We start from the raw sequence: 12,071 nt of genomic DNA on the forward strand, positions 1-12,071 counted from the left end.
GAAAAATCACTGAAGCCTAACTGTACCATTGAGGGATGTTGAATTTGGATAGTAGAACCCAAAGTGCACTGGTGAGCCATACTGTGGCACAATCTCACCACTTACATAGGTGCCCTTCTTAAGGTCATTTACATCAGTAATTACAATCTTCCCCAGCTCCCCAGGTCTAAGAGTCCCTGTCTCACTTGTTGCTGTTCCATTAGTGCTAATAATCGCAAAGCTCTTGCCAACTGGCTTTCCATTGAGAAGGATCCTAGTGGCGTTCAAGTCTATTGGGTCTGAACCAGGTACGACTTTCACGTAAATCGTGATATTGCTAAGGTTCCCGTCATTGAAACCTCCATAAACACCCACAATATCTAGTGCGTTAGCAACTTGCTTGGTTGTCTGAAGTCCAGTAGTTGAAGCCCTGCTCTGGAGGAATCCGCTCGTGTTGATGAGTACTGCTGCAGCTACTGCAGCCACCAACACCATGGCAATAAATACGATCAAGGTCCCTATACCCACTGCACCCCTTCTTGCCACTACCACACACCCCCTTGGAGTTTTTTCAATAATCTCTAAAAATAGCTGGATATAAAGCGATTTTTTGTGTGTGGAAGTGCTTGTAAAAATTGAAGTGCATATGTAGGTGCATATGTAGGTACACAACAAAAAAGAAAGCCCTAAAGCTTCTTGACCACGAGAACCGATTTGCCGTGCTCTTCAAAGCTTACATCAAAGCCCTCCCCAAGGATGTACTCCTTAACCTCAGCCCTGCTCGGGAAGCCAACGAAGGAATCGTTTAGCCCCTCGAAGAACTCCAACGCCTCAACGTTCTTGAACTCGTCCCTGAAGGCGTCCACAACTACGAGCTTCCCTCCCGGGTTCAGGCTCTCCATGACCTTCCTCAGGACTTCCCTCCTGTTGGTTAAGTACTCCATGGTAAACGTCATTATAGCCACATCATATGATGTCCTCGGCTTTATCAAGCCTACATCCATCTCCTTCAACTCAACGGGAAGGTTCATCTTCTCTACCCTTGCCCTTGCAATCTCAAGCAAAGCCGGCGAATAATCAACACCGAGGTACCTCCCGTCCTCACCTATGAACCTTCCGAAGTAGGCCGGTGAAACCGAGCCGCAGCCGAGGTCGAGGACGTAGCTCCCCTCTTTAAGCCCGGTCAGCCTGAGCACGAGCTCCCTGTACGCGGAGTGGAAGGATGATGACAGCCTCATGTCCCAGAAGTCAGCGTCCTTATCGAAGTCCATAAGCACGTAGGGATGATCTGGAGAAATCAGCGCGAAGTCGACCATCTTGTAGATCTCCTCGAATATCGGGATCCAGTCCGGGAGGAGAAGCATGTACTCCTCTTTCGGAAACTTCAGCTCGTAGGAGAAGCCGTTGAGGACTAACCTACCGGGGGTCTCCTCAATTATCCCGAGGGCCTCCAGGTGGTCGACCAGCCTCTTCAGGAGGGACTTGTTCGGAACGCTTACCTGGGAGAGCAGCTCGGAATAGCTCGGCCTCCCGGCGACTATCTTGAATATCCCGTACTTTATTCCGAGCTGGGCCAAGTGGAGGACGCTTAGGCTGATCATGTGGTTTATGTTGGTATCGATGACCTTGATTAGCTCTTCAGTCCTCCCCATGCTACCACCTCACATGAACTTCCTGTAGTAGGCCTGGTAGTCCTTGAGCATCTCAACCACTTTTTTCCCGTACTCGGTTAATCGGTAGTACTTGAAGCCGTTATTAACTATCTCCTCAACCAGTCCCAAGTAGACGAGGGAGCTCTCACCGTTATAACGATTGCCCAAACCAACGAGGGCACCTCTAACGTTGGAGGGATCGGAGCCAACTACCCTAGCTATCTCGCTCAGATAAGTCGCGGAGGGATAAATCTCGTACAGGTACTGGAGTATCCTCCTCCTGAGCTCGCTCCTGTGCAAAGACCTGAGAACGTGGGGGTCTATCACTGGCGGCACTGGGCATCACCGTGTTACGTTGTTGAGTTATCTTTACCCCCGTACTATAATGACTGCAGAATTAATAAAGGTTTCGCAACATTATTGAATATTTCACAATTGCAGAATATATCAACAATCTACGGGATGATCCCTAGATGCCCCAGGAAGCCTTAAATAGAACATTGGCCTATCTACAATGGGAGAGGTTATGTTCGGCGGTAAGAAGGAGGAGAGGGCAAACTGGACCTTCTTTCAAGAGCACTACCCGGAGGTAGTTGAGGGGTTGAAGGAGCTAAAGGAGTGGGAGAGCGTTAAGAGTGCACTAGCTGACTCGGAGAGGCTTGGGGACTACTCGATCCTAGCCCTATCAGCTTTGGTCGCCATGAAGAGGGAGATAAACCAGGACATGGATGATGTCAGGGAGAAGATCTACTCCCTCTTCTCAAAGCTTGATGCACTAAAAACCGATACGGACAACAACTTCAAGAGGGTGGAGAAGGAAATCGAATCCTTAAAGGAGGCAATTGACGAACTCGACAGGAGGACGCTGGTGGTTTCGAACCTCGAGAGGGTCCTTCCGAGGATAACGGAGATGGAGGAGAGGATGCTCTCCTACCCGCTGGAGGTTGCTGAAAGTATAGAGAAGAGGCTCAGGGAGAAGATAGAGGAGAAGGTGGAGGAGATAGTCGAGGAGAAGATGAGGGAGTTCGAGGAGAGGATGAACTCTGTAAATCCTGAGGTAGTAAGGGAGATAATAGGGAAGTACGACTCCCTCGTCAGGGAGAACGTCGAGCTTAGGAGGAAGCTCGAGGCGAGGGAGAGGATAATCAAGGATCTAAGGGAGAAGCTGACGAAGCTTCAGGAGGGGGTCAAGGAGGTGGAGGCCATAGAGAGGAAGGTCGAGGAGTACGGGAAGCTCGCCGAGGAGCTGAGGGAGATAAGGGCGAGGCTGGCGAAGATGACCGGGAGCTACGATCCGAGGGAGGCCCTCAGGATAATAGAGAGGAACTACATACCCAGGTCAAAGGTCGAGGAACTAGCTAAGACAGTCAAGAGCTTAATGAAGGAGAACGAGGAGTTGAAGAGGGAGAACGAGAGGTTAAAGAAAGAGATTGAGAGGATTACTCAGGCGGTGAAGACGCTAGTTGAAGAGGGGATCATTGAGGCCGAGACCTCTCAAGAAGGGTGAGCCTTGAAAGCCCTTCCCTGACGGCCTTCATGACTAACTTGCTCTGATCCTGGAACTCTTCTAGCCTGCGTATTATGACCTTCCTGAGCTTATCGTTTAACGTCGCCAGGTGAACCAGAACCTCAACCGCGCTCGCCCTAACTATCTCGTCCCTGTCGTGTAGCAGGCTTATTATCCTCGGGAGGTAGGGGCTGACGAACTTGAAATTGTTCTCGCCCATTGCCTCTATGAAGTTCAACGCGGCAAGCTTGTCCTCCCTCCTCTTTGAGGTAAGCATCTCGGCGAAGTCCCTCGCTATTACCCCCATGAGCTCGGGATTGGCCCTAGCTATCTCCTCAAGGGCGTAGCTCACATTTATCTTCGTCTTCGCATCCCCTATCCTGTAGTTGGCGAAGAGGACTGGGATCATTGACCTTATGAGCTCGGGCCTCTCCTTGGCTATCTGCCCAAAGGCTTTAGCGATTTCCTGGGTTAGCGGGATCGCCTCGCTCTTCTTTATCATGGCAAACAGCTTCTTTATCAGGGGCTCGTACAATTCAGGCTTGCTCTTGGCTATTACCAAGATTATGGAGAGGGCGTTCTTAGCAACGGTCCAGAGGTCATCATCCAACAATCCTATAAGCTCATTCAAAACCTCCTCATCGTACTTGGCCATTATCAGTATTTTATCGAGGTCCTCGCTGTTCGCCAATGACTCCCTTATGTCCAACTCTTCCTCCACTTCCCACACCCCTAACCTTAAAATCCGAGCTTCAAAAAATAAATGTTTGGTGGTCGAATGTTCATTGATAGGGAGGAGGAACTTGGAGAGCTCCTTAAGTTAATTAGGTTCGAGCCCAACGTCATAAACTTCGTCTACGGCCCGATGAACTCCGGGAAGACAGCTTTAATGCTCGAATTCCTGAAGAGGCTGCCCCAGGATCACGTTGGCTTTTACGTAAATTTTAGGGCAACCCCAGTCAGCTCTTACGAAGAGTTCTCGAGGGTTTTATTCTCTACCGAGTACGGGGGAATCAAGAAAACAATTAAAGAAATCGTAAAGGGACTGGCCAAGATCAACACCGGAATACCGATTCCTCAAGAGATCTTGGAGGTAATATTAAAAGAAAAAGAACCGATAAACGCGTTCTCCTACCTGAAAGACCTCATGCTTGAAATAATTGAATCTGGCAAAAGGCCAGTCTTGGTTTTTGATGAGATCCAGGTGATAAAGGACTTGAAGGTTGATGGTCCCCTGATATACCAGCTCTTCAACTTTTTAATCCACTTGACGAAGGAGATTCACTTAGCCCACGTTTTCGTGGTAACCTCGGACAGCCTCTTCATTGGGGAAGTGTATGGAAATGCAAAGCTAACGGGAAGGGCGGAGTACTTCCCGGTCTACGATCTCTCAAGGGAAGCATCAATGGAGCTCCTAAGGACGCTTGGCGTTAGCGGGGAGGAAGCTGAACTCCTATGGGAGTACTTCGGAGGGAAGCCGGGCTATCTAATAGAGGGAGCGAAGAGGAGGGGGAAGGTTAGGGAGTGGTGCGAGCTAAAGCTGAGGCTCAGGATTAGGGAAATAAGGAAGTTCAAGGACTACAAAATACTAGATAAGTTCCTCGAGAGGGAGGAGGTGGAAGTTGACGAGTTGGGGGAGGAGGAGAGGAAGTTAATAAGGGAAAACGTCCTCTTCTACGATCCCCTCAAAGGAACCCTCTCCCCCCAGGGCAGGCTTGAGCTGCTCGCGATAAGATCACTCAAGTCCCGTGCTCCCAGCTCCCCAAGTACTTCCTCTGCTCCTCGGTGAGCTCCTCTATCTTTATCCCCATAGATTCCAGCTTTATCCTGGCCACCATCTCGTCTATCTCCCTGGGGAGTACGTAAACCCTTGGCTCCAGCCTTTCGTGGTTCTCCTTTATGTACTCGGCCGCTTTAGCCTGCAGGGCAAAGCTCATGTCCATTATCTCCGCCGGATGACCGTCGGCGGCGACGAGGTTGACAAGCCTACCCTCGGCAAGGAGGTATAACCTCCTCCCGTCCTTAAGCTTGTACTCGGTTATGTTCGGCCTCGGATTATTTATCTCAACGGCCAATTCCTCGAGGTCGGGCTTCCAGATTTCAACGTCAAAGTGGCCGGCGTTGGCGAGGATTACTCCATCCTTCATCAGCTCGAAGTGCTCTTTTCTTATGCACTTTATGTTCCCGGTTGCGGTTATGAATATATCCCCAACCTTTGCTGCATCCTTCATGTCCATAACCAAAAATCCGTCCATCCTAGCCTCCAATGCCCTAATTGGATCCACCTCGACCACTATAACGGTTGCACCAAGGCCCCTCGCCCTCATGGCGATTCCCCTGCCGCACCAGCCGTAGCCGACTACAACAACGTTCTTTCCGGCAACTAAAAGGTTAGTAGTCCTTATTATCCCGTCCCAGGTAGATTGCCCCGTCCCGTAGCGGTTGTCGAAGAGGTACTTTGTGTACGAATCGTTCACAGCAATAACCGGGAACCTCAGCACGCCATCCCTCTCCATCGCCCTCAGCCTTATCACTCCAGTGGTCGTTTCCTCGCTTGCCCCCCATATTTCCTCTATCAACTCCTGCCTCTCCCTGTGGACTAGGCTTATCATGTCAGCCCCATCGTCTATGATTATGTTCGGCCTAATGTCCAAGGCCCTGTGCATGTTCTCGTAATATTCCTCCCTGCTCTCACCCCTTATCGCGTAAACTTTAACCCCGGCCTCCGCCAACGCTGCGACAACGTCATCCTGGGTGCTCAAGGGGTTGCTGGCAGTGGCAGAAACTTCCGCTCCCCCGGCCTTAAGCGTTAGCAGGAGAAAGGCAGTCTTCATCTCGAGGTGCAACGTTGCGGCAATCCTTACCCCTTTGAACGGCTTTCTCTTCTCGAAGTCCCTCCTTATGAGCTGGAGAACCGGCATGAACCTTGAGACCCAGTCAATCTTCTTCCAGCCCTCGGGGGCAAGCTTTATGTCCTTAACGCAGTAATCCTTCGTGCAGTCCATACTACCACCCTGTAAGCTTAGGTCTCAAGGTTTAAAACCTATGACCTATGCCTCCCTGCTACCCTAAGAATTGCCTTCGCCAATGGTCTCTCCGGGATGAAGTACTTCCCGCTTCTCCGGACGACCATTCCCGACATGACAAGATTGTGGAGTATCCTCGTGACGCTCCTCTCGCTGATATCTTCCCTCCTCCGAACTTCATTCAGGATTTCCCTCCTGCTGATTCCAAACTTCGAGCTTGCTATGAGCGACAAAATAGTCACGTAAGCTCTGCTGTTATAGACCGTTAGGAATGCCTCGAGGTCTTTCTCCCAAACCCTAACGGCGTGCTCCGAAGCCTCCTCCAAGGCTTTCTCATGACTTAGGCCCCTAACTCTGGCTATTCCATAGTAAGCTAAAAACCCTGGAACGTTTGAAAGCTCTTCGGCGGCTTCTTCAAGCTCAGGTTCCGAAAATGGAACCCCCTCTTCCTTAAATCCCCTCTTGAGGTATTCAACGCTCTCCTCAAGTGTCCACCTCTCGACGTGTATCTTATCAACGTACCTTGAGAACATTGGCTGGGAGGCTGAAGGGTTCAGAACCTTCTCAAGGAGCCCGGGCATTGAGCCCGTCATTATGACGGTCACGTTATCGAGAGTGTTACTTATCAGCTGAAGAACCCCAAGCATATTAAGGCCCCTTATCCTTGGCATTACCTGGGCCTCATCTATAACAAGAAGGACGTTCTCGTACTTACTATTCAGCTCCCTAAGAAGGTTTATCAGCTCATTCTGGAACCTAATGGAGCTCTCAGGCTTTACATCCAGCCTCACTATTCCAAGGCTGAGCTGGGCACGATAGGAGAGATCCTTGGGATCAACGTTGATTATAGCAGGAGTTAGCTCAAGGTAGCTCACACCAAACCTCCCGATGAAGGGGGAGAGATCATAGTAGAGAAACTTATAATCATACTCGTTGAGGAAAACTCTCAAAATGCTCGTTTTTCCAACCCTTCTTGGCCCCAAAAGGGCTGTGAAGATCCCTGCCTCAACGTTTTCCTTTAACAGCTTGACAACTCTCCTATGCCCCTCCCCATGCAACTCCTCAATTTTCGTTATGGGCCTCACCTTAAAGAACATGGACATCCCATTCCATAGGGAAGGGGCTTCCCCTATTTAAAGGTGTTGATCAAAGGACATCATACTTATAAACTAAAGTGTGGAACAAATAATGTATGGGTATAGTCGATCTAACTATGCGGCTTGGAAAAGAAACCCCCACCTTTCCCGGAGACCCCGAAATCGAGATTACTCCTTGGTCTGAGATAGAGGGTAATGGCTTCTACATGAACGTTATAAAGATGGGGGAGCACTCCGGAACCCACGTTGATGCACCAGCCCATTTTATTAAGGGAGGGAGAACCATAGATAAGGTTCCCCTCGAAAGGTTCATGGGAATTGGCATTGTCGTCGATGTACGGAAAGGAGATGGTTCCATTAAGCCCGAGGAGGTTCCAGATAAAGTTAGTGGGAAGATAGTCCTGTTCCTCACCGGGGGTAGGGAGCTCTCGAGAGAGGCTGCAGAAAAGCTTATTAGGGGTAAGGTGAAGGCGGTTGGAACCGACGCCATGAGCATAGGAAGCGAGGACGTTCACAGGATCCTCCTCTTGGCGGGCGTGCCCATATACGAGAATCTCGTTAACCTTGACAAGCTCGTAGGGAAGGAATTCCTTTTCATAGGACTGCCCCTGAAGATTGAGAGAGGTTCTGGAAGTCCGGTTAGGGCCATCGCGATAACAGGCTGAACTTAAGAACTGGGTCTTGAATTCTATACCTCTCTCCAACTTTTTCTATGAAGGAGGCCTTTGTAAGGTTGTTCAACAGCTTAGCGAGTGTCGAATCCCCTATTCTCAAGGTCTCTTTGAGCTCATCCCATGTGCCCTTACCCTGGGCTATGGCCCTTAATAGCTCCATGTACTCTTCCTTTATCCACACCTTTTCGCTAGGAAGGAGTTTAACTCTTTCAAAACGAGCTTAGATGACTCCTCAAGCATCCTCGTGATTACTTGGCGCCTGACGTAAACTGCATGGCTTCCGTATGTCATCCCTGTACCTTTTTCTTTGAAAGCCTCGCCCTTTAGGGCAGGGATGCAGTAATTGAGATTTATAGATCGAAACCTTTCTTTGAACTCTTGCAATAGGGCCTCGGAGAGGTTATCAAAGCCGATGAGATGAGGGGGTTTCACTCGTGTCCCTCCCCGTTGGGATGCTGGTAGGCGTCCTCTCAAGATCTCGGCAGTTTAAACTTCTGGAGTGGCCTCTTGGCGATAACCCCGAGCCGTTTTGCGGTAGGGGTAACTTTAGGCCGGGCCCGCGGGCTGAAACAAAGGTGGGCAAACCAATGAAAGCCCTAAAGGTCATGACGCCCAAAAGGAACCCTCACCCTTCAGGACAAAAAGGAGGTCAGCTTGTTGTGGTTTAGAAACCTGAGCTTCCACGGTAGTCTTATACTCCAAGTCTCTTCCTTATCCTTTTAATCTCCCGTTTCGCCTCCCCTAGTCCTAGGCTTTCCAAAATATCTTCCCTAGGAATCCCGTATTCATCATAGCCGATTTGCCTATAGTACTCGAGGACTTTTCTCTTAACGTCTTCTCTGTTTGGCGCCCTACCTTTCATGGGCCCAGTGGGCAGGGGCTCATAGAACCTTGGTGGGTTCTCATCATCTTTCCTTGGATCCCAATATACATCAGGCCCTCCCAATAGCAAGAGTATTCTTTGGAGATGGATTATCCTTAATCCCATCTCATTAATCCACTTCTCTGGAGTAACGTCAAATCCTGTAACTGCATTTCCAAACTCAAGAATCTTCTCAAATCCTGGTTTTGTCGTGAACATGCAAATTACCGCTGAATCATAGAAGGCATTTATGAGTTCTCCTTCGTAGCTTTTCGGTGGTAAACTTGCCGTTGATGTGTGATCCCCACCCTGAACCGATACAGCGTAGCTTATGTCCTTCGTGTAATCTAGGTTGCTCCTAATTCCGTGAGCCCCTACTCCAATCCCCTTGACTTGAATTGCATACCTCGTCACGTCGATTCCCTTCTCCTTAGAAATCTTAAGGGCTGCGCGGTAGGTACCTTCAGCCAAGACATCTCCAATACCCTTTCTTTCAGCTATCAGTTTTAGTAGTTCTGCAAAGGCCTTTTCGTCTCCCCAATTCACCTTAACTCCCAAATCTTCGTCAGTTAAGATTCCGCGTTGGTAAAGTTCTGCGACGAATCCTAAGACATTTCCGGCGTTTATACCATCCAGGCCAAGATCATCTACCAAGTATGATAGGTAAATTATCTTTTCCGGCTCAAAAATTCCAAGGTTAGTCCCCAGGTAAGCCATCAATTCATAATCGGGAGCATCCGTTATCGCTCCTTTGTACTCCCCGTACCTGAGGTATGATATCTTCATGCAGTTCACTGGGCAACCGTAATCTGCCCAATACTTCTTTATCCATGCTTTGAGTTCAAAATTCAGAACACTTATCCTCTCATCGTCATGATACTCCTCCTGCCAGTTCCTTATTGGCTGACTCGACCTGTCCCTACCAACACTGTAACCTCCCGCTCCAGTTCCCCACTGCCTAAAAGTCGTTAGGGTTAAGAGCTCCCTCTGTATCTCTCTAAGCATGGATTTTAATTTCTCACTGTCGTATACTTTTGGTAGTGGCCCGTTTCCCTTTACGACTATTGCCTTTAGATTTTTGCTTCCCATGACCGCCCCAAATCCTCCGTATCCAGCAGCGTGTACCCATTTACTCATTATGGAAGCGAATCTAACTTTGTTCTCTCCTCCCTTTCCAATATACATAACAGCTGGTTCCTTTGGTATACCACGAAGCTTAGATCTCTCCTTTAACTCCTCGTGGATTTCTTTTACCAGCGTCTTGTATAGCTCGATTCCACCCATTCCCCAATATCTTGATGCATCCCTAATTTCTACATTGTCGTCGTTTATGAGTAAATAAACTGGTTCCTCGGCTTTGCCACGAATTATTATTCCATCGTATCCACTAGCTTTAAGTTCTACTCCAACCTCACTACTTAGAACGCTACCAACAACGCCGTTACTCTCGGGTGATTTTGAAACCACCGCGATTTTTATTCCAGGATAATACCCGGTTAAAGGGCCAGTAAGTATGAGAAGCAGGTTCTCTTTTCCCAGAGGATCAACTTTTTCCCATTCTCTGCCAAGTTCCTTCCATAGCAAATACGTCCCTAGCCCCCTACCTCCATAGAACTTTACCATATCATCATTTAGCTCAACTGTTCTTACTTTTCCTGTGCTAAGGTCTATATCGAGAAGTTTTCCCGCATATCCGTACATGGTTCTCACCCTAGGAGCTCTTTTCCATACATCTTTCTTGCCAATTCGAGGCCTTTTTCTATGGGATCTTTAGCAAAGGTCCTGTATATTGACCTGTATTCCCCTCTGACAAGTGTTAGGGCGTCGTGCCCAGCCTCGTGGCAGACTTCAACACACTTGGGTTCCCCACCACACAGGTCGCAAATTACAACACTCCCCTTTCCTTTCGGGATCCTTGGGACGTTCCCAGGACAAGCAAGGACACAAGCGCCACACTCCGTGCACTTATCTTCTTCAACGATAACTGCCCCTGTTTTCTCATCCACTTTTAGAGCACCGAAGTTACATGCGTCGACGCAGGGATAATCAGGGCATTGAACGCATGTGTGTGGAATGGTTACTCCCGGTAAGATCTCATATATCCTTATTCGTGAGGCTTCTGGCCATATTATACCTTCATGCTCTATTGAACAGGCTATCTCACAGAGTCTGCAACCACTACATTTATCGGGTGTTACCAATATCCAAATCCTTTCACCTTTTTCCGCTCCCATTGAAGACACCTAAATATGTAGTCAGCTTCACGTTTTTATATAGGTTTTTAAGTTCGCCAGGGAAGTAGGAAGGGGGAGCATCATGTGGGACACCAGTAAGGATTACAGGTTGCTGGTCGCTGAGAAGGCCGTTGAGCTGTTCTTGAGGACTATAGAGGGGGCAAAGTTCAGGGGACAGTGGGACAAGAAGAAGGCCGTTAAGCTCGCTAAGGAAATGATCCCCGAGATACAGGCCATGAGGTACAGCTACCTCGACCCCCAGGAGTTGGTTGACACCCCCCAGATGAAGGCCCTCAAGGAGAAGGCCCAGGGAATAATTGAAGCTCTGGGCGGAGAAGACTGGCACCACAAGTTCGTAAGCCAGGCCAGCAAGGACGAGAGGGAAAAAGTTGAGGAGCAGGTTGCGAAGATAAGGTTCTTCCTCAACACGATCCTGGGGCTAGACAGGAGGTTAAAGCTTGGAAAAATCAACGATCCAGTAATTGCCGTCGATATAGTTGTTGGCGAGGTGATGAGCGTGGGAAAGCATCCTAATGCGGATAAGCTACTCGTCACCAACGTGAACATCGGGGAGAGGGCTGTAACCGTCGTTACCAACGATCTCACCGTGAAGGAAGGGAACAGGGTTGCCGTTGCGTTATTGCCCCCGAGGAGCTTCTTCGGGATAGTGAGTGAGGGAATGTTCCTGGGGGCAGGGCAGGGAGTCCTCAAGGATGTGAAGGGTGAAGTAGGTGGTTTACCCAAGGGGATTCCCTTGGAAGCGTTGAATGAAACAAGAAACCTCGTGGAGGCGTTCTTGAAGGGATGAACAGGGAGAAAGAGCTTAGATAGGATACTAAGGAAAGTTCAGGAGGATGAATCCGTTAGGTTAGTCATGCTCTTTGGTTCCCTTGCAAGAGGGGAAGTTAGGGAGACAAGTGACCTTACTTGATAATAGTGAAGGAAACTGAGGAGAGGTTCCTTGACAGGTTGGATGAGTACTATGAAATCGTTGAAGTTGCAGTTGCTCCAGAGGAGTTGAGGCCATGAAAGAGAGTCCC

At 49.1% G+C, this 12,071-nt stretch carries 15 protein-coding genes; 5 read left to right on the top strand and 10 right to left on the bottom strand.

Annotation, left to right across the window (positions count from 1 at the left end; genetic code table 11):
* Positions 1-6: 6 nt before the first annotated feature.
* The 3 genes from P8X24_RS10095 to P8X24_RS10105 all read right to left on the bottom strand — a co-directional run bounded on the left by P8X24_RS10095 (position 7) and on the right by P8X24_RS10105 (position 1,967).
* Complete coding sequence (locus tag P8X24_RS10095) at positions 7-507, bottom strand: archaellin/type IV pilin N-terminal domain-containing protein (RefSeq protein ID WP_372915901.1); 501 nt, start codon at positions 505-507, stop codon at positions 7-9.
* A gap of 158 nt (positions 508-665) precedes the next feature.
* A complete protein-coding gene (locus tag P8X24_RS10100) occupies positions 666-1,631 on the bottom strand; it encodes a class I SAM-dependent methyltransferase (RefSeq protein ID WP_372915903.1) in 966 nt (321 codons plus the stop codon).
* A 9-nt stretch (positions 1,632-1,640) separates the two neighbouring features.
* The gene (locus P8X24_RS10105; protein ID WP_014733717.1) at positions 1,641-1,967 is read right to left on the bottom strand and encodes a helix-turn-helix domain-containing protein; all 327 of its coding nucleotides are present in this window, start codon (positions 1,965-1,967) and stop codon (positions 1,641-1,643) included.
* Positions 1,968-2,145: 178 nt separating this feature from the next.
* On the opposite strand from P8X24_RS10105, the gene P8X24_RS10110 reads away from it, so the two are divergent.
* A complete protein-coding gene (locus P8X24_RS10110) occupies positions 2,146-3,138 on the top strand; it encodes a hypothetical protein (protein WP_372915905.1) in 993 nt (330 codons plus the stop codon).
* Here the strand turns inward: P8X24_RS10110 and P8X24_RS10115 are convergent.
* On the bottom strand, positions 3,107-3,859 hold the full coding sequence (locus tag P8X24_RS10115) for a PH0542 domain-containing protein (protein WP_372915906.1): 753 nt from the start codon (positions 3,857-3,859) through the stop codon (positions 3,107-3,109). The genes P8X24_RS10110 and P8X24_RS10115 overlap by 32 nt on opposite strands.
* Before the next feature lie 57 nt (positions 3,860-3,916).
* Here P8X24_RS10115 and P8X24_RS10120 point away from each other — a divergent pair, with 57 nt between their 5' ends.
* Positions 3,917-4,927 (top strand): ATP-binding protein, encoded by a 1,011-nt coding sequence (locus tag P8X24_RS10120; protein ID WP_372915907.1) that lies wholly within the window; start codon positions 3,917-3,919, stop codon positions 4,925-4,927.
* Here the strand turns inward: P8X24_RS10120 and P8X24_RS10125 are convergent.
* The gene (locus P8X24_RS10125) at positions 4,878-6,143 is read right to left on the bottom strand and encodes an adenosylhomocysteinase (RefSeq protein WP_372915909.1); all 1,266 of its coding nucleotides are present in this window, start codon (positions 6,141-6,143) and stop codon (positions 4,878-4,880) included. The genes P8X24_RS10120 and P8X24_RS10125 overlap by 50 nt on opposite strands.
* A 38-nt stretch (positions 6,144-6,181) precedes the next feature.
* Positions 6,182-7,267: an AAA family ATPase gene (locus P8X24_RS10130; protein ID WP_372915911.1), complete on the bottom strand. Its 1,086-nt coding sequence runs from the start codon at positions 7,265-7,267 to the stop codon at positions 6,182-6,184.
* An 89-nt stretch (positions 7,268-7,356) separates the two neighbouring features.
* Between P8X24_RS10130 and P8X24_RS10135 the strand changes: the two genes are divergently transcribed.
* Entirely contained in the window at positions 7,357-7,926 is a 570-nt protein-coding gene (locus tag P8X24_RS10135; protein WP_372915912.1) for a cyclase family protein, read from the top strand.
* Here P8X24_RS10135 and P8X24_RS10140 read toward each other — a convergent pair.
* The 4 genes from P8X24_RS10140 to P8X24_RS10155 form a co-directional block, all read right to left on the bottom strand.
* Positions 7,901-8,116 carry a hypothetical protein gene (locus P8X24_RS10140; protein ID WP_372915914.1) on the bottom strand — a complete coding sequence of 72 codons (216 nt, stop codon included), beginning with the start codon at positions 8,114-8,116 and terminating at the stop codon, positions 7,901-7,903. The genes P8X24_RS10135 and P8X24_RS10140 overlap by 26 nt on opposite strands.
* Entirely contained in the window at positions 8,107-8,367 is a 261-nt protein-coding gene (locus P8X24_RS10145) for a hypothetical protein (protein WP_372915916.1), read from the bottom strand. The genes P8X24_RS10140 and P8X24_RS10145 overlap by 10 nt, the downstream gene beginning before the upstream one ends.
* A gap of 259 nt (positions 8,368-8,626) precedes the next feature.
* A complete protein-coding gene (locus tag P8X24_RS10150) occupies positions 8,627-10,498 on the bottom strand; it encodes an aldehyde ferredoxin oxidoreductase family protein (RefSeq protein ID WP_372915918.1) in 1,872 nt (623 codons plus the stop codon).
* A 5-nt stretch (positions 10,499-10,503) separates the two neighbouring features.
* A complete protein-coding gene (locus P8X24_RS10155) occupies positions 10,504-11,031 on the bottom strand; it encodes a 4Fe-4S dicluster domain-containing protein (RefSeq protein ID WP_372915920.1) in 528 nt (175 codons plus the stop codon).
* Between the two features lie 82 nt (positions 11,032-11,113).
* Here P8X24_RS10155 and P8X24_RS10160 point away from each other — a divergent pair, with 82 nt between their 5' ends.
* Together P8X24_RS10160 and P8X24_RS10165 are read left to right on the top strand one after the other, a co-directional pair.
* Entirely contained in the window at positions 11,114-11,839 is a 726-nt protein-coding gene (locus P8X24_RS10160) for a tRNA-binding protein (protein ID WP_372915922.1), read from the top strand.
* A gap of 24 nt (positions 11,840-11,863) precedes the next feature.
* The gene (locus P8X24_RS10165; protein ID WP_372916179.1) at positions 11,864-11,962 is read left to right on the top strand and encodes a nucleotidyltransferase domain-containing protein; all 99 of its coding nucleotides are present in this window, start codon (positions 11,864-11,866) and stop codon (positions 11,960-11,962) included.
* Positions 11,963-12,071 lie beyond the last annotated feature (109 nt).

The sequence above is a fragment of the Pyrococcus kukulkanii genome, assembly GCF_041647995.1.
Classification (GTDB): Archaea; Methanobacteriota_B; Thermococci; order Thermococcales; family Thermococcaceae; genus Pyrococcus.

Excerpts from the sequence above, each read along its gene's own strand:
- P8X24_RS10100 (WP_372915903.1), bottom strand. The coding sequence starts at position 1,631 with ATGGGGAGGACTGAAGAGCTAATCAAGGTCATCGATACCAACATAAAC.
- P8X24_RS10110 (WP_372915905.1), top strand. The coding sequence starts at position 2,146 with ATGGGAGAGGTTATGTTCGGCGGTAAGAAGGAGGAGAGGGCAAACTGG.
- P8X24_RS10120 (WP_372915907.1), top strand. The coding sequence starts at position 3,917 with ATGTTCATTGATAGGGAGGAGGAACTTGGAGAGCTCCTTAAGTTAATT.
- P8X24_RS10125 (WP_372915909.1), bottom strand. The coding sequence starts at position 6,143 with ATGGACTGCACGAAGGATTACTGCGTTAAGGACATAAAGCTTGCCCCC.
- P8X24_RS10130 (WP_372915911.1), bottom strand. The coding sequence starts at position 7,267 with ATGTCCATGTTCTTTAAGGTGAGGCCCATAACGAAAATTGAGGAGTTG.
- P8X24_RS10135 (WP_372915912.1), top strand. The coding sequence starts at position 7,357 with ATGGGTATAGTCGATCTAACTATGCGGCTTGGAAAAGAAACCCCCACC.
- P8X24_RS10150 (WP_372915918.1), bottom strand. The coding sequence starts at position 10,498 with ATGTACGGATATGCGGGAAAACTTCTCGATATAGACCTTAGCACAGGA.
- P8X24_RS10155 (WP_372915920.1), bottom strand. The coding sequence starts at position 11,031 with ATGGGAGCGGAAAAAGGTGAAAGGATTTGGATATTGGTAACACCCGAT.
- P8X24_RS10160 (WP_372915922.1), top strand. The coding sequence starts at position 11,114 with ATGTGGGACACCAGTAAGGATTACAGGTTGCTGGTCGCTGAGAAGGCC.